This is a genomic window from Streptomyces zinciresistens K42 (assembly GCF_000225525.1).
GTDB classification, from domain to species: domain Bacteria; phylum Actinomycetota; class Actinomycetes; order Streptomycetales; family Streptomycetaceae; genus Streptomyces; species Streptomyces zinciresistens.
Genome location: NZ_AGBF01000004.1, coordinates 40,088 through 56,376, shown reverse-complemented (window position 1 = coordinate 56,376; position 16,289 = coordinate 40,088). Strand labels below are relative to the sequence as shown.

Sequence of the window (16,289 nt, the reverse complement as noted above, 5' to 3'; positions counted from 1 at the left end):
GTGGCGGGTGAGCACAAGATGTATGCTCATGCTCGCTGTCGCCGCAGGGGAATCCGGTGCGAATCCGGAACTGTCCCGCAACGGTGTACTTGTGCACGTCTGTGCACAGGAGTCAGTCCGAGGACCTGCCGACAGCGCGCCCGGCCGACCGGTCGGCGCGCCCTGACGTCCGGGCCTCGTGGAATGGGCCGGTGGACGCGACGCCGTGTGCGCTCGTGTGCTGCCCCCTGCCCTCCGCAAGGCCCTGTGCCCAGCGAGGGAGAGCCCCCACGTGACCATCGCGCCAGCAGACCCGGCCTCAGCCGTTCCCACCCACGAGGACGCCCCGGGAACCGCCTTGCTGCGTCTTCTGACGGAGCTGACCGCCGACCTCCCCGACGCCGACCCCGGCCGGGTCGCCGCCGCGGCGCTGCGCGGCCGTTCCGCCCGCGCCGACGAGGCCGAGCTGCGCGAGCTGGCCACCGAGGCGGCGGCCGGCCTCATCTCCGAGGACCCCGCCTACAGCAGGCTGGCCGCGCGGCTGCTCACCCTCTCCATCGCGGCCGAGGCCGCCTCCCAGGGCGTCACCAGCTTCACCGGGTCGGTCGGCACGGGGCACCGCGAGGGCCTGATCGCCGACCGGACCGCCGCGTTCGTGCGCACGCACGCCGCCCGCCTCGACGCGCTCGTCGACCCCGGCGCCGACGACCGCTTCGGCTACTTCGGACTGCGCACCCTGCACAGCCGCTATCTGCTGCGGCACCCCCTCACCCGCAAGGTCGTCGAGACGCCCCAGCACTTCCTGCTGCGGGTGGCCGCCGGTCTCGCCGAGGACGACAGCGCGAGGTCGCTGGAGGAAGTCGCCGCGCTCTACGGGCTCATGAGCCGCCTCGACTACCTCCCCTCCTCCCCCACCCTCTTCAACTCCGGCACCCGGCACCCCCAGATGTCGTCCTGCTACCTCCTGGACTCCCCCAAGGACGAGCTGGACTCCCTCTACGACCGCTACCACCAGGTCGCCCGGCTCTCCAAGCACGCGGGCGGCATCGGCCTGTCGTACTCCCGCGTCCGCTCCCGGGGTTCGCTGATCCGCGGCACCAACGGGCACTCCAACGGCATCGTCCCGTTCCTCAAGACGCTGGACGCCTCGGTCGCCGCCGTGAACCAGGGCGGCCGGCGCAAGGGCGCCGCCGCGGTCTACCTGGAGACCTGGCACTCCGACATCGAGGAGTTCCTGGAACTGCGCGACAACACCGGTGAGGACGCGCGCCGTACGCACAACCTGAACCTCGCCCACTGGATCCCGGACGAGTTCATGCGCCGCGTCGACGCCGACCGCCCCTGGTCGCTGTTCTCGCCGTCGGACGTGCCCGAGCTGGTCGACCTGTGGGGCGAGGAGTTCGACGCGGCGTACGCGAAGGCCGAGGCGGCCGGGCTCGCCCGCAGGACCCTCCCGGCCCGCGAGCTGTACGGCCGGATGATGCGCACCCTCGCGCAGACCGGCAACGGCTGGATGACCTTCAAGGACGCGGCCAACCGCACGGCCAACCAGACGGCCCTGCCGGGCAACGTCGTGCACTCCTCGAACCTGTGCACGGAGATCCTGGAGGTCACCGACGACGGCGAGACGGCCGTCTGCAACCTGGGGTCGGTCAACCTCGGCGCGTTCGTGCGCGACGGCGACCTGGACTGGGAGCGGCTGGACGAGACCGTCCGCACGGCCGTGACCTTCCTCGACCGGGTCGTCGACATCAACTTCTACCCGACCGAGCAGGCCGGCCGCTCCAACGCCAAGTGGCGTCCGGTGGGCCTGGGCGCGATGGGCCTCCAGGACGTGTTCTTCCAGCTGCGGCTGCCCTTCGACTCGCCCGAGGCCCGCGCCCTGTCGACGCGGATCGCCGAGCGCGTCATGCTCGCCGCCTACGAGGCGTCCGCCGACCTCGCCGAGCGCAACGGCCCGCTGCCGGCCTGGGAGAAGACCCGCACGGCACGCGGTGTGCTGCACCCGGACCACTACGGCACCGCACCCGCCTGGCCCGAGCGCTGGGCGGCGCTGCGCGAGCGGATCGCGGTGACCGGCCTGCGCAACTCCCTGCTGCTCGCCATCGCGCCGACCGCCACCATCGCGTCCATCGCCGGGGTGTACGAGTGCATCGAGCCGCAGGTCTCCAACCTGTTCAAGCGCGAGACGCTCTCGGGCGAGTTCCTCCAGGTCAACTCCTACCTGGTCGACGAGCTGAAGGCCCTCGGCGTCTGGGACGCGCGCACCCGTGAGGCGCTGCGCGACGCCAGCGGCTCGGTGCAGGACTTCGCCTGGATCCCGGCGGACGTACGGGCGCTGTACCGCACGGCGTGGGAGATCCCGCAGCGTGCGCTGATCGACATGGCGGCGGCCCGGACCCCGTACCTCGACCAGTCGCAGTCCCTGAACCTCTTCCTGGAGACGCCCACCATCGGCAAGCTCTCCTCGATGTACGCCTACGCCTGGAAGTCCGGGCTGAAGACGACGTACTACCTGCGCTCGCGCCCGGCGACCCGGATCGCGCGCGCCGCACGGGCCCAGGCGCGGCCCGAGGCGACCGTCCCCGTCCGGCAGGCGGCCGACCCCGAGGCCGTCGCCTGCTCCCTGGAAAACCCCGAGTCCTGCGAGGCCTGCCAGTGATGACCGCCGAAACGAAGAACCTGCTCGACCCGGGCTTCGAACTGACGCTGCGCCCCATGCGCTACCCGGACTTCTACGAGCGCTACCGGGACGCCATCAAGAACACCTGGACCGTGGAGGAGGTCGACCTCCACTCGGACGTCGCCGATCTCGCGAAGCTGACGCCGGAGGAGCACCACCTCATCGGCCGCCTGGTGGCGTTCTTCGCCACCGGCGACTCGATCGTGGCGAACAACCTGGTGCTGACCCTCTACAAGCACATCAACTCCCCCGAGGCGCGGCTCTACCTGAGCCGTCAGCTCTTCGAGGAGGCGGTGCACGTCCAGTTCTATCTGACGCTGCTGGACACCTACCTCCCGGACCCGCGGGACCGGGCGGCGGCCTTCGACGCGGTGGAGAACATCCCCTCGATCCGCGAGAAGGCCGGGTTCTGCTTCAAGTGGATCAACGAGGTGGAGAAGCTGGACCGCCTGGAGTCCCGCTCCGACCGGCGCCGCTTCCTGCTGAACCTGATCTGCTTCGCCGCGTGCATCGAGGGGCTGTTCTTCTACGGCGCCTTCGCGTACGTCTACTGGTTCCGCAGCCGTGGCCTGCTGCACGGTCTGGCCACCGGCACCAACTGGGTCTTCCGCGACGAGACGATGCACATGTCCTTCGCCTTCGACGTGGTCGACACCGTCCGCAAGGAGGAGCCCGACCTCTTCGACGACCGGCTCCGCGAGGAGGTCACCGACATGCTGCGGGAGGCCGTCGAGGCCGAGCTGCAGTTCGCGCGCGACCTGTGCGGTGACGGCCTCCCGGGGATGAACACCGACTCGATGCGGCAGTACCTGGAGTGCGTCGCCGACCAGCGTCTGACACGGCTCGGCTTCGCCCCGGTGTACGGCTCCGAGAACCCCTTCTCCTTCATGGAGCTCCAGGGCGTTCAGGAGCTGACCAACTTCTTCGAGCGGCGGCCCTCGGCGTACCAGGTGGCGGTGGAGGGCACCGTCGACCTGGACGAGGACTTCTGAGCGAGGGCCGCGCCCGCGCTCCTGGACCTCCCTGACCGGGCGGTCGGCGCGCGCCTTCGCCCGCCGCTGCCCGCAGGGGAGCGGAACATCCCCCGTCCCGCCGACTCCCGCGTCAACGGGTACCGCTGACGCGGGAGTCGCCGGAGGCGACGGGCGGGACGGCGGAGCGCGACCGCCGGCCGGACCGGGCCCGTCACGGCGGCCGCGCTCCGCCGTCGGTCCGTCCGGGCCCCGGGGACCACGCCGCACGCCTGGCGCGGGACGTCACGGGGACCGGACACCGGTCAGGGGGTGTCCCTGGGCACCGGCCTCAGCCGCAGGTCGTTCGGCCGCAGGGTGATGCCGATCCGGGTCGAGTCGTCGGAGCCCGGCACCTGCTCGAAGCGGTAGCGGGCGGCCAGGGCCGCCGTGACCAGGGTCAGCTGCGCCATCGAGAAGTGGTCGCTCGGACACTTGCGGTTGCCCACGCTGAACGGCGTCATGGCGTACTTCGGCACGTCCTTGGCGCGTTCCGGGAGCCATCGGTCGGGATCGAACTCCAGGTTCCGCTCGTAGGACTTCTCGTCGCGCTGGATCGCATAAGGGCTGTAGATGATGTCGGCCCCGGCCGGAATGCGATAGCCGCCGAGCGAGGTGTCGATCACCGCCCGCCGGGTGAGAATCCAGACCGCCGGGCGCAAACGCATCGCTTCCAGGATGACATTGTTCGTGTGCCTGAGGGCGCGGACGTCCTCGAATGCGACAGGACGGCCACCGGTGACGGATTCGACCTCCGCGCACACCTTGTCGGCCTGTTCCGGATGCTGTGCGAGGACATGCAGCAACCACATGATCGTGGACGCCACCGTTTCGCTTCCCGGGGTGACAATCGCGATCACCTGGTCGTGGATCTCCTGTTCCCCGATGGGGTCGCCATTCTCGTCCTCGGCCTCCAGCAATGCCGTGAGCAAATCGTCCGGCATTTGACCAGATGCCCGCCGCTCGGCGACGATCTCGTCGATCAGGAGATGCAAATCGGCCAGCGCCCGGTTGAATTCGCGGTTGGGCGGCAGCGGCAGCCTGTACAGCGGTCCGAGCGGGATCACCATGCGCCGGTACATGCCGCGGAAGACGGTGGCGAGCGCGGCGCACAGCCGCTCGGCCCGCTCGTCCATGTAGTCACCGCGCAGCAGGCAGCGGGCGGCGATGCGCACGGCGACCCGGAACGCCTCGGAGGTGCAGTCGAGGGGCTCGCCGCCCTTCCAGCGGTCGACCAGCGCGTGCGCCTCCTCCTCCATGATCGGCCCGTAGGCGGGGATGGCGTCGAGCCGGAACGCGGGCTGGATGGTGCGCCGCTGACGGCGGTGGAGCGGGCCGTTCGCGGTGGCCACGCCCTCCTTGCCGAGCAGGCCCTCCAGGGACTCCCACAGCGCCCCGCCGATCTTGAAGTCGCCGCTCAGGGCCAGCGCGCCGGTGAGATCGGGCGTGGTGACGGCGTACACCGTCTTGGGGCCGAGGCGCAGGCGCACGACGTCGCCGTGGTCGCGGAGCTGGGCCATGAAGGCCAGCGGGTCCCGGGCCAGCTTCAGCCCGTGGCCCAGCAGGGGGAGGCCGCCGCCGGCGACGGGCGGTTCTCGCAGCTCCGACGGCGCACGGGGGGTGGCTTCGGGGCTAACCGACTCGACGGTCATTTCTCACCTGCCGCTTCGTTGGTGACGTACGGGGGCGTGGACCGGTCGTCCCAGCTGTCGACCATGTACCGGCCGGACTCGTGGTGGAACCAGTAGACCGAGCTGAACCAGTTGCGCATATTGGAGACACAGGCCCGGACGGCGGCGCCGAGTTCTTTTCCCCACAGCGTTCCGTCGGAGAGGGAATCGGCGAACGCCAGGGCCTCCTGTTCGACGACGAGGAACTCGGAAATGCAGTCCTCGACCCGACACCTGAGGTCGGTGACGGCCTGTTCCAGGGTCAGCCGGCGATGGGTGACGAGGCTGATTCCGAGATTGTGGACCTCTTCGCCCGCTATTTCCTTGGGAAGGGAGCAGAGGTCGTTGTACCAGGCGGCGAATTCCTGGCTGAGAAGGGCCGCCCGCCGGAATGCGGGGTGTTTCCGTACCCGGTCCGGGAGTTCGACTCCCGCGCACGGCTCCAGCAGATCGGTCCAGATCCAGTGCGCGAAGGTGAGCCGGCGCAGGGCGAGATATTCCTCGACCGTGGGGACGATCCCCTCGACGCGGTTGCGGAATTCACGGTCGTACGCCTCGATCACCGCGTGGAAGTGCCGGGCGAACCGCGCGTTCCAGGTGCCCGGCAGGAACGAGTACAGCCGCACCACGCTGTCCGCGAATCCGGCGACCAGGGGGTCCTCGTGGTGCAGGTGGTCCTCGGGGGAGTCCAGCGCCTCGTGCAGGCGTAACCTCAGCCGCCGCCAGGCCGCCGGGCGGCGGTGGACGATGTCGCGGTCGTGCCGGTCGTCCCAGACGAAGAACCACGCGCTGTAGTCCGCGATCGCCTGGAGCACCTCCTCGGGCGCGCCGATGTAGTAGCCCGCCATGAGGTCCGTGTAGCAAAGGCCGTCGGCATATTCTTCGACCTTGTCGGCCGGCATCAGCCGTTTTTCCAGCAGCCAGGTCCGGGTGTTCTTCTGGAGCCTGGGCCAATACGGATGGAGCTGCCTGGGAAAGGCCGTCTCGATCACCGGAAGCGAGAGCGCTGGTGGAACCGGGACCGCCGTCGGTGTCGATGTGGTGCTGTGTGAGAAAGCATGCACGAACAAACCCCTCTCAGCCGCCAGTTGTTCAGTTGTGCACGCCCCTCCCGCTCTACCGGGCGTGCGCCGTCGTGTATCCCCGCACTTACATTCAGCACCACAACTGACCGTTCTGGGAACGGATTTGCTCCATTCACTACCCCCCAGTGCCGTGAATCTCCCCCTATGTGACTGGTTATGGATCACTCCCTGTGCGTAGGGGCTCGCACGTGCGATGGACATGCGAACGGCGTCCGTTCGGTGCGATGCGGGCGAGCGGACGCCGTCGGTGAGGGAGTCGTGAAGGCTCCGTGGGGAACGTCAGTCGTTCGCGACCACGGGGTAGCGGGGCTCGTTCTCGGCCATCTGCCGCAGCGCGTCCTTGCGCTCCCGCTTGGAGAGCCGGTCGATGTAGAGGTACCCGTACAGGTGGTCGGTCTCGTGCTGCAAACACCGAGCGAAGTACCCGGAGCCGCGCACCTTGACCGGGTTGCCCTTCTCGTCCTGACCGGTGACCTCGGCGTAGTCCGGGCGCGCGAGCGGGGCGTACGCCGTCGGCACCGAGAGGCAGCCCTCGTTGCTGTCGTCCAGCCTGCGCCGGTCGGCGGGCAGCTCCACCAGCCGGGGGTTGCAGACCACGCCGACGTGCCGGGCGCCCTGGTCGTCCTGGCAGTCGTAGACGAAGACCTTCAGATCGACGCCGATCTGGTTGGCGGCCAGGCCCACGCCCTCGGCGGTGCGCTGGCTGGCGAACATGTCGTCGACCAGCTTCAGCAACTCGTCGTCGAACGCGGTGACGTCCTTGCACTCCTTGTGGAGCACCGGATTGCCGACGACCGTGACGGGCCGCGAGGTGCCGCGCTCGCGGTACGCCTGCTCGCGCTCCTCGCAGTCCTCCGTGTCGATGACGAAGCCCTCGTCGTCGACGGGGAGCACGCCCGCGTGCTGCTGATCGGTGTCCTGCTGGGCCATGACAGACGTATGCCTTCCTGCACAAACTCAAGAACAAGGGGAGAAGAAGCGGAGAACAAGGGGGAGGGTGACGCTCCTACAGGGTACGGCGAACGCTCAGCAGACCTCTTCGAGATCGCGCCAGTCCCTGGAGTCCGGGCTGTCCGCGACCCAGCCGTCCAGCAGCCCCCGCACCAGCGCGGCCGGCGCGGCCACCCCGCACTCGCGCTCGGGCACCCACAGCTGGCCGTCGGTGCGATGGCCCAGCGGGCCGGGGTGGCCCGGCTCGCTGTGGTCGTGCGGGTCCAGATGCTCACCGTCCCCCTCGTCGGACGGCATCCGCGACTCGGAGCACATCCGGCACAGCAGCCGCACCGACGAGGACCAGTCCTCCGCGGCGAACCCGGCGTCGGCGGCGAGCCGCTCCAGAGCGTCCCGGTCGGCCTCGGTGGCCGCTTCCAGGAGGACCACCCAGGTGGGCACCGGCGAGGGCGCCCACAGCTCGATCTCGTCGAAGACGGGGTACGCCTGCCCGGAGGAGATGGTGCGCTCGCCGTGGGGCACGCCGTCGTGCAGCACGACCTCGCCCCAGCGCCGCCCGGAGGACGGCAGCGGGATGGACAGCACCTCGATCCGGGCGGGGTCCAGCCGCCGCCCCCACACGACCTCGGCCTCCCCCTCGGGCGAGAGCCGTACGGCGGCGCTGCCCAGGTCCATGCCGGCCGGCTCGCCGGACTCGGTCGCCCCGCCCGGCACCCGCAGCCCGTACGCCTGCCAGGCCCGCCGCGCCAGCGGCCAGTCCTGGAGGGCGGTGGCCGCGATCCCGACGTTCCACCAGTCGGGGGCGCCGGCCTCCCGGTCGAGCAGGGCGACGGCCCGCAGCCCGGCGGCGCGCGCCTGCTCCCAGTCGTGCCGGAACTTGTGCAGCAGGGCGAGGTTGAACCAGGACTCCGACAGCCACGGCTCCAGATCGGCGGCCCGTGTCAGCAGCGCGCCCGCGTCCTCGTACCGGCCGTCGCCGATGAGCGTGAACGCCCGGTCGGTGGCCTGCCGCCAGGAGGCGGAGGGCCGGTGCCGTCCCTTGCCGAAGATCCTCACGATTCCCGCCTGCCAGTTCCTGGGGGTGGGCTGGCCGGTGCTGCCCCCGGACACCCTCTCCTTCGCATCCAACCACGTGCGGTTGGAAGGCCGCTCATTACCCATGGGTTACCCAGCCACGGGCATGCTCAGACCGTCCCTCGACAGCACCCGGGCGAGGGAGCCGACGACCTCCGGCGCGTACTCCCCGGCGGTCGCCAGGCGCAGTTCCTCCAGCGCCTTCAGCGGACCCCCGGGACCGGCGTCGCGCGCCTTCTCCTCGTAGGCGTTCACCGCGCGCACGATCCGGGCGGCCACCGGCTGCTCGGGACAGGGGTCGGCGAGCCGCTCCACCACCAGCGCGACCTGGGGATTCACCCCGGTCTGCCGGACGACGGCCCCGCCGAGCAGCGCGATGCGGCGCTGCTCCTCGACGGGGAGCACGGCGGTGGCCCCGGCCTCGACCGGGTCGACCAGGCTGAGCTGTCCGATGTCGTGCATCAGGGCGGCGTACTCCAGGACGGTGAGTTCGGCGTCGGACAGTCCGAGGTCGCGGCCGACCTCGCGGCTGAGCGCCGCCACCCGCCGGGCGTGCCCGGCCGGGGTGTACCCGGCGATCTCGGTGGCGCGGGCGAGGGAGGCGATCGTCTGCCGGTAGGTGGTGCGCACGGCAGCGTACCGGTGGAAGGACAGCTGGGTGAGCAGCAGCGGGACGCAGAAGACGGGCAGTGCCCACAGTCCGGCCACGGCGACGGCGAGCGCCATCACGGCACCGGTGGCGCAGACGGCCGAGCCGATGCCGAGCGTCGCCCGCACCTCGTCCCGCAGCAGGGGCACGAACGGCCACCGGGTGCGCGCGTGGGCCTGCGCGGCGGCGAGCAGCGCGTCGCACAGGGCGGTGAGGGTGAGGATCGCCACCAGCAGCAGCGCGTAGGCGGTGCCCCAGCCCCGGAAGGTGCCCTGGCTGTACAGGGGTTGGAAGCAGACGGCGGCGAAGCCTGTGGTGAGCACGCGCCGGGAGACGTGGTCGAGGACGGGCCGCCCGCGCGCGATGTGCGGGACGCAGCCGATCAGCGTGGCGGCGAGGACGACGCCGACGACCTGGGTGACACCGTGGTGGGTGGGCTCTCCGCCGCTCTCGCCGAGCAGGGCGTACGACAGGGCCGCGGCGGCGCCGAGCGGGGCGGCCTCCCGGCCCTCGGCCCCGGTCCAGCGGGTGAGTTCACCGAGGGTGACCAGGGCACCGAAGGCGAGGGCGGTGCCGCGTTCGCTGAGGGCGCCGCCGAGCATGTCGAACAGGCTGACGGCGGCCAGGACCGCGGCGCAGGCGTGCACCGCGCCGAGCAGCGGGTGTGCCGCGGGAGTCCTCACCTGCGGGCCCCGGGCGCGGGAGAGACGGGCGGGCGCGGCTGCGGCAGGGACGTCTCGTCCGCGGTCACGGCGGGATGCCAGCCGTGCCGGGCGACGGCCCGGACGAGGGCGGTGACCATACGGGGGTCGAAGTGCGAGCCGGCGCACCGCTCCAGTTCGCCGAGGGCCGCCGGCACGGGCCGGGCCCGGGAGTACGAGCGGTTGGACGTCATCGCGTCGAAGGCGTCGGCGACCGCCACCACGCGGGCGGACTCGGGGATCTGGCCGCCCCTCAGACCGTAGGGGTAGCCGCTGCCGTCCAGCCGCTCGTGGTGGTGCAGCACGGCGGCCCGTGCCTCGCCGAGGAAGGAGATCCCGCGGACCATCTCGTGTCCGTACTCCGGGTGCAGCTCGATCACCCGCCGTTCCTCGGGGGTGAGGGGGCCGTCCTTGCGCAGCAGCCTGGTGGGCACGCCCAGTTTGCCGACGTCGTGCAGGATCCCGGCGAAGCGGAGCACCTCCACGCGCGCGTCGGCCAGGCCCAGCTCGCGCGCGATCATCATCGACGCCTGCCCGACCCGCTCGCTGTGGCCGCGGGTGTAGCCGTCCTTGATGTCGACGGCCTGGACGAGCCCCCGGATGGTCGCCTGGTGCGCCGCGCGCTCGCGGTGGTACTGGGCGAACACCCACCACGACACCCACATGGGCAGCAGCACGAGCAGCGCCGCGACGGGTCCGTAGGCGCTGCGCCACAGGACCGCCATCATCAGCCCCGCCAGTCCGTGCACGGCCAGCGGCGCCAGGGAGCGCAGGAACAGTCCGCGCCAGGCCCGGCGTACGGGGACGCGCTCGGCGAGCGCGAGGATGCCGCCGTCCAGCGCGGTGAGGACCAGGCAGAAGGCGGCGACGGCGAGGCCGGCGTCGGCGAGCGCGTCGGGGAAGTCGGCGGCGGCCACGGCGTCCCGCGCGGCGAGGGCGGAGTGCGCCTGCGCGGCGACCCACACCGCGACCCCGAGCTGGGATGCGCGCCACACCCGGCGCGTGGTGCGCGGGCGCGGTCCGACCGGGCACAGCAGCGCTCCCGGCACCGCCACGAGCGCGGCGGCGGGAGCGGGCAGCAGGAACGCGCCCGCGAGCAGGACGGGGTAGAAGGTGCCCGAGAGCCGGCCCCGGGCGGCGACCTGCTCCCCGCCGGCGAACAGCGCGGCCAGGAGGGCGACCGCCCACCAGGGTGTGCCTGCGGCGGGCGGAGCGAGCAGAGCGAGCACGGCGCCGAGGGCGACACACGCCACGTACACGCGCGCGCGTGCCGGTAACGCCTCCATGCCGACGCCCCTCCCCCCACCATGACCAGCTCACCGCGGAGCCTAGGTCGGTGCGAGGGGCCGAGGAGGGCCTATCGCTCCCCGATTAGCACGTTCGAGTGACGGCGGGGAGTTCAGGACTCCTGCGGGGTGGCGGTGACGTCGTGCTCGGGGACGGCCTGGCCGGAGCGGATGAGGTCGATCCGCCCCATGACCTTGGCGCGCAGGTCCGTCGGCACGTCGTCATGTCCGCAGCACCGCTTGACGAGCTTCTTCACGGCCTGCTCCAGGCCGTACTTCTCCAGGCACGGCGAGCACTCCTGGAAGTGCTGCTTGAACTTGTCACGGTCGATGTCCGGCATCTCGCTGTCGAGGAACTCGTACAGATGGTCGAGTACCTCGGAGCAGTCCGTCTCGTGCGGCTCTCCGCAGCTCATGAGCCCGAGCCTTTCGCTTCGTTCGACTCTCCGGCGCCGGCCGGGACAAGCCCGCGCTCACGGGCGTAGTCCTCGAGCATGCCGCGCAGTTGACGGCGGCCCCGGTGCAGCCGGGACATCACCGTACCGATGGGTGTCCCCATGATGTCCGCGATCTCCTTGTACGCAAAGCCCTCTACGTCGGCCAGGTACACGGCGATGCGGAATTCCTCGGGGATGGCCTGGAGCGCTTCCTTCACGTCCGAGTCCGGCAGATGGTCGAGGGCCTGCGACTCCGCGGAGCGCAGTCCGGTCGACATGTGCGACTCGGCGCGGGCCAGCTGCCAGTCCTCGATCTCCTCGGCCGCGGAGCGCTGGGGTTCACGCTGCTTCTTGCGGTACGAGTTGATGAAGGTGTTGGTGAGGATCCGGTACAGCCACGCCTTGAGGTTGGTGCCCTCGCGGAACTGGTGGAAGGACGCGTACGCCTTGGCGTAGGTCTCCTGCACCAGGTCCTCGGCGTCGGCCGGGTTGCGGGTCATCCGCAGGGCGGCCGAGTACATCTGGTCGAGGAATTCGAGCGCGTCCCGCTCGAAGCGCGCGCTGCGCTCGGCGGTCGACTCCGCGCTCGTGCCCCGGCCCTCGGGCTGCTCCGCCAGGCCGTCGTCGGTCCCTGCGTCGGTACCGGGAACCGGACCCACCTCCTCAAGATTGCGGGCAGGACCGAATCCGGTCTCGCCTGAATCGGAGGATAGACGACCCGCCGTGCCCGCCGCCCCTCGAACGGGCGCGGTCCTCGCCGCGCGCAGCACCGTCCACTCCAGGTCGGCGCGGCTGCTGCGGCTCGGGCAGAAGGTCGAACCCATGCGGCGGACTTCCTCTCTACGGCGTGCGCGCTGCCGTTCTCAGCACCGCTGTCCGCCACAACCAAGGCCGGGCCCCGGGCATTCCCGGAGCTTTACCCGAGTGACGCGGTCCACCGCACGACGGCGTCCGTGACGAGCGCCACGGCCTCGTCCTGTCCGAGGGGCGCGCGCCTGGGCACGGCGAGTCCGTGGTCGGCGTACGCCACCTCGACCAGTTCGAAGTCGCCGGCCGGGAACTCCCCGGGCCTGCCGAACGGATCGTCGGCGCCCTGGACGACCAGGGTGGGCACCCCGGCGCCGAGCAGTTCGGCGGCACGGGACCTCTCCGGCCGTCCCGGGGGGTGCAGGGGGAAGCTGAGCGCGAGCACGGCGTGCGCCCCGAGCTCGACGGCCGTACGGCACGCGACGCGCGCGCCCGCGCTGCGGCCCCCGGCGATCACGGGCGGGCCGTGCGCCGCGAGCGCGGGCCACAGGCCCCGCCAGCCGGTGTCGAGCGTCTTCGGCGCGGGCGCCACCTTCTTGCCCGCCACCCGCCAGGGCTGCTCGACGAGGGCGACGCTCACCCCGTGCGCCGGCAGCACGGCGGCGAGCGCCCGCAGGTCCCTGGCCTCGATGCCGCCGCCCGCCCCGTGGCTCACGGCCAGCACCAGCCGGGGCCGCCGTGCGGGATGCCAGGTGACGCGGGCGTCTCCCGCGTCCGTCGCGATGATCTCGGTCGTCACGTCAGAAGAGTGTGCCCTCTTCCGGTCCGTCCAGCTCCTTCAGCAGCTCCGGGCCGTTGTTGCGGACGTTGCTGACGAGGGTGGGGACGGGATGGGCGCGCAGCAGGCCGGGCGGCGGCGGGTCGAGCAGGGCGCGCAGCTCGGCGGGGTCGTCGCGGGAGGGGTCGAGCCAGGCGTCCCAGCGGTCGGGGGTCAGCATGAGCGGCATCCGGGGGTGGATCTCGGCCAGGGTGCGCGGGCCCTCGGCGGGGGCCGCCGCGAGCGGGGTCGTCTCGGCCTCGGTGGTGATCACGGAGCAGGTCGCCCACCAGGCGAGCGGGTGCGCGTCGGGCAGCGTCCGGTCCCGCCAGAACTCGTAGAGCCCGGCCATCGCGAACACCGAGCCGTCGGCGGGCAGCACGAAGTACGGCTGCTTGCGCGGCCTCTTGCGCCTGCCCTCGACCTCCAGGTCCCGCTCCTGGACGCCGGTGACCCATTCGTAGTAGCCGTCGGCGGGGAGGATGCAGCGCCGGGCGGCGAAGGCCCTGCGGTAGGAGGGCTTCTCGTGGACGGTCTCCGCGCGCGCGTTGATCATCTTGAAGGCGTTCTCGGGGCTCCTGGCCCAGCTGGGCACCAGTCCCCACTTCAGCTTGCGCAGCTGCCGAACCGGCCGGGGGTCTGCCGCGTCTTTCAGAGGGCGGTCCAGGACGACGTGGACCTCCTTGGTCGGAGCCACGTTCCAGTCCGGTTCCAGGGTCTCCTCGGGCTCCCACTTCTCGATCTCGAAGATGCCCGCGAGATCCCCGGGCCCACGACTGGCCGCATACCGTCCGCACATCCCAATCCGCCCCTCCGACCAGAGAAAACGCTGAATCATGCCGCGTCAGTCAGCACCAAGTCAGCACGGTGCTGGGTCAGCGCCACATCCATCACCTTGACAGCCCGGCCCGTGGAGTCGGGAGTGAGGTGCCCGTACGTGTCCGCTGTCTCCTTGATGCTCTTGTGTCCGAGCCACCTGGACACGTCCAAGAGTGGCAGACCGTTGCTGAGCGCGGTCGTGGCGAACCAGTGCCGCAAGTCGTGAGGCGACCAGTCGTAACCCAGGGTCTTCGCGACCTTACGGAACGCGGACGAGTAGTCCGAGGTCGTGACCAGGGTTCCGGTGATCGTTTGGAACAGGGCACCGTCCGGACCGGTGCCATAGCGGGCCACGTGCTCGCCCACGGCCTCGGACAGGTTCGTCGCCAACGGAATGTCCCGCCAGTCTCCCTTCCTGCGATGCTTCAGCGGGCCCAGTACGGCCCCCCTGACGCCCTTGACGCGGGTTACCTGGCGGCGGAGCCGTACGCGGTCGTCGAGGACGTCCCCGACCCGGAGACCGAGCATCTCGCCCATCCGAAGCCCAAGGCCCGCCGTGAGCCAGACGGACAGCGCCCACTCGCGGCGGAATTCGTCTGCGATGTCCTGCACCTGCTGACCGGACGGGAGGAGCGTCTCATCCACGGCTCGGCTCGGCAGCGCGGGCAGCTTGGCACCGCGGAAGGGATGCCGACCGACATCCCCGTTGTTCACGGCGGCCGTGAAGACCGCTTTCAGGGGTGTCGTGTACGCCTGAACGGAGTGCGCGGAGAGCCCTCCAGCCGTCAGGTGCGCGCCCAACCGCTCGATATCATCGGGGCGTATCGAGGTCAGCAGCCGTTCACCCATGAAGGGGAAGACGTGCAGCCGGAAGGCCCGCTCGTACGTGTTCTCCGTGTTGGGTGCGAGATGCTGACGTTCGAACCACGCCTCCGCGTACGTCCGAAGCGGTACGGCGCCCCGCTTGGGATCGAGGTACGTGCCTTCCCGCTTGGCGTTCTCCATCTCCACACCGTGGTCGTCGGCCTCGCGCTTGGTCGGGAACGTCCTCTCACGCTGCCGCCCGGAGCGGCCTCCCGGCTCACGGTATCTGACCGTCCAGGGATGGCCGCATCTGGTCTTCTCACACGGATAGTTCCTATTCTTGTCATCGGTCTTGCACTTCTGGAAGACGGTGGCCAAGTGGCCTCCTTTCGCTCTTGGGTGCCATGCGACAGGCTCACCCGTAGTTTCGGTCCAAATAGCTCACGATATCGCGCTCTCGGAAGCGCAGAAGGCGACCGACTTTCTGAGGCTTTAGCCCCCATGCGCGATACTTGTTCTTGACGGTTATCTCGCTGACTTTGAGCCATGCGGCCACTTCTTCCGGGGTCAGCAGCCGGTTGCTACCTCCGGCGGTCAAAGCGCCACCAGCCCGTTTGCCTCAGCGCAATCCAGGACAGGAATGAAGTCGGCGAGCAATGCAGAGAGGGCTTTCAATCGAAGAGGGAAATGGGCAGGGGGTATCGCGGATCGGCACATCGGGTGGAATCTCTCGGGAAGGGGCGCACAGAGCGACAGAACAGGATCAGCAACACCAGAGAGTCCACGCCACCTCGACGTGGATCCTCTTTCAGCAAACGGCGCTGCTGATTCCAGGGAAGCCGTGGACAGGGCCGCTTACTACCTCCTTGCACATTGCGGCACTACCGGCTGCATCCACAACGGCTCCACCGCCAAGCGCAGCCGCTGCGAACACCCCCAATGGTCGTCACGATCGCCGGTTTGGCTAACCGGCGATCGTCGGCTATGTTGCGCGCCGCACCGCACCCGACGGCTGCCTGGTCGTCGAGGCCGTCTGCCCGGTGTGGCTGCTAGCGGGACCTCGCCCGTAGGTCAGTCGAGAGGCACCGTGATACGACACTCGGGAACCTCGGGGCCGCGCACCACTTGGTGCGGAGTCGCCGGAACACTGTTCGCCAACGCGATTACGGCACGGCCCTCTTCGTAGCATCGTTGCAAGAAGTCCTCACTCGGTAGGCAAACCCGCAGAGATGCAAGCGCAGAGTCCAGTGAACACCGCTGCGCAGCCACCCGTCTTTCGACCATCACAGGCTTCAATCGACCGAGTACGTGGAGAATTGGCCGTCCCACCTCAACGCCTCGAAGACCACCGACCGACAGAACAGTCTCCCTCCATTTCACCCGGCGAGCCGTTAACGCGCCTGCTTCCTCCTGGGCCTGTTGTACGTTGACATATCATCGGGAGGTGTTCCAGTCCTTTGGAAATCTGCCTCGTCTGCCGTGAGCGAATGGGGCACTGACGCGACAGAGCGCCTATGGGGTCATAGACACGGCCGTTACACGACGACACCAACGTGGCACTGGTCGCCTTGGAGGTC

The 16,289-nt window shown here is 70.3% G+C and carries 14 protein-coding genes and 1 riboswitch; of the genes, 2 read left to right on the top strand and 12 right to left on the bottom strand.

Features of this window, described 5'->3' with window-relative positions:
- Window positions 1-22: 22 nt before the first annotated feature.
- Window positions 23-147, top strand: a riboswitch (cobalamin riboswitch).
- Between the two features lie 124 nt (window positions 148-271).
- Window positions 272-2,641 carry a ribonucleoside-diphosphate reductase subunit alpha gene (locus SZN_RS02740; protein ID WP_043727724.1) on the top strand — a complete coding sequence of 790 codons (2,370 nt, stop codon included), beginning with the start codon at window positions 272-274 and terminating at the stop codon, window positions 2,639-2,641.
- Complete coding sequence (locus SZN_RS02735) at window positions 2,641-3,654, top strand: ribonucleotide-diphosphate reductase subunit beta (protein WP_007491214.1); 1,014 nt, start codon at window positions 2,641-2,643, stop codon at window positions 3,652-3,654. Before SZN_RS02740 ends, SZN_RS02735 begins: the two co-directional genes overlap by 1 nt.
- 284 nt (window positions 3,655-3,938) lie before the next feature.
- Here SZN_RS02735 and SZN_RS02730 read toward each other — a convergent pair whose 3' ends face one another.
- From SZN_RS02730 to SZN_RS38075, 12 genes are all read right to left on the bottom strand, one after another.
- Window positions 3,939-5,324 (bottom strand): bifunctional albaflavenone monooxygenase/terpene synthase, encoded by a 1,386-nt coding sequence (locus tag SZN_RS02730; RefSeq protein ID WP_007491213.1) that lies wholly within the window; start codon window positions 5,322-5,324, stop codon window positions 3,939-3,941.
- The gene (gene cyc1 / locus SZN_RS02725; RefSeq protein WP_086021322.1) at window positions 5,321-6,406 is read right to left on the bottom strand and encodes an epi-isozizaene synthase; all 1,086 of its coding nucleotides are present in this window, start codon (window positions 6,404-6,406) and stop codon (window positions 5,321-5,323) included. Before cyc1 ends, SZN_RS02730 begins: the two co-directional genes overlap by 4 nt.
- 300 nt (window positions 6,407-6,706) lie before the next feature.
- Window positions 6,707-7,357 (bottom strand): peptide deformylase, encoded by a 651-nt coding sequence (gene def, locus SZN_RS02720; protein WP_007491208.1) that lies wholly within the window; start codon window positions 7,355-7,357, stop codon window positions 6,707-6,709.
- Between the two features lie 96 nt (window positions 7,358-7,453).
- A complete protein-coding gene (locus SZN_RS02715; protein ID WP_043727776.1) occupies window positions 7,454-8,434 on the bottom strand; it encodes a tetratricopeptide repeat protein in 981 nt (326 codons plus the stop codon).
- A gap of 108 nt (window positions 8,435-8,542) precedes the next feature.
- Window positions 8,543-9,784 (bottom strand): HD-GYP domain-containing protein, encoded by a 1,242-nt coding sequence (locus SZN_RS02710; protein WP_007491204.1) that lies wholly within the window; start codon window positions 9,782-9,784, stop codon window positions 8,543-8,545.
- Window positions 9,781-11,088 (bottom strand): HD-GYP domain-containing protein, encoded by a 1,308-nt coding sequence (locus SZN_RS02705; RefSeq protein ID WP_007491202.1) that lies wholly within the window; start codon window positions 11,086-11,088, stop codon window positions 9,781-9,783. The genes SZN_RS02710 and SZN_RS02705 overlap by 4 nt, the downstream gene beginning before the upstream one ends.
- Window positions 11,089-11,201: 113 nt before the next feature.
- Complete coding sequence (gene rsrA, locus SZN_RS02700; protein ID WP_007491199.1) at window positions 11,202-11,504, bottom strand: mycothiol system anti-sigma-R factor; 303 nt, start codon at window positions 11,502-11,504, stop codon at window positions 11,202-11,204.
- The gene (sigR, locus tag SZN_RS02695; RefSeq protein ID WP_007491196.1) at window positions 11,501-12,184 is read right to left on the bottom strand and encodes an RNA polymerase sigma factor SigR; all 684 of its coding nucleotides are present in this window, start codon (window positions 12,182-12,184) and stop codon (window positions 11,501-11,503) included. Before sigR ends, rsrA begins: the two co-directional genes overlap by 4 nt.
- A 257-nt stretch (window positions 12,185-12,441) precedes the next feature.
- Window positions 12,442-13,071, bottom strand: a complete 630-nt coding sequence (locus SZN_RS02690; RefSeq protein WP_007491194.1) for an alpha/beta hydrolase family protein — start codon at window positions 13,069-13,071, stop codon at window positions 12,442-12,444.
- 1 nt (window position 13,072) lies between these two features.
- Window positions 13,073-13,888 (bottom strand): SOS response-associated peptidase, encoded by an 816-nt coding sequence (locus SZN_RS02685; protein ID WP_007491192.1) that lies wholly within the window; start codon window positions 13,886-13,888, stop codon window positions 13,073-13,075.
- A 35-nt stretch (window positions 13,889-13,923) separates the two neighbouring features.
- Window positions 13,924-15,090 carry a tyrosine-type recombinase/integrase gene (locus SZN_RS02680; RefSeq protein WP_007491191.1) on the bottom strand — a complete coding sequence of 389 codons (1,167 nt, stop codon included), beginning with the start codon at window positions 15,088-15,090 and terminating at the stop codon, window positions 13,924-13,926.
- A 37-nt stretch (window positions 15,091-15,127) separates the two neighbouring features.
- Complete coding sequence (locus tag SZN_RS38075) at window positions 15,128-15,310, bottom strand: helix-turn-helix domain-containing protein (protein ID WP_007491190.1); 183 nt, start codon at window positions 15,308-15,310, stop codon at window positions 15,128-15,130.
- Between the last annotated feature and the right edge of the window lie 979 nt (window positions 15,311-16,289).

Coding starts and splice junctions, on each gene's coding strand:
- SZN_RS02735 (WP_007491214.1), top strand. CDS start 2,641: ATGACCGCCGAAACGAAGAACCTGCTCGACCCGGGCTTCGAACTGACG.
- SZN_RS02730 (WP_007491213.1), bottom strand. CDS start 5,324: ATGACCGTCGAGTCGGTTAGCCCCGAAGCCACCCCCCGTGCGCCGTCG.
- def (WP_007491208.1), bottom strand. CDS start 7,357: ATGGCCCAGCAGGACACCGATCAGCAGCACGCGGGCGTGCTCCCCGTC.
- SZN_RS02705 (WP_007491202.1), bottom strand. CDS start 11,088: ATGGAGGCGTTACCGGCACGCGCGCGCGTGTACGTGGCGTGTGTCGCC.
- rsrA (WP_007491199.1), bottom strand. CDS start 11,504: ATGAGCTGCGGAGAGCCGCACGAGACGGACTGCTCCGAGGTACTCGAC.
- SZN_RS02685 (WP_007491192.1), bottom strand. CDS start 13,888: ATGTGCGGACGGTATGCGGCCAGTCGTGGGCCCGGGGATCTCGCGGGC.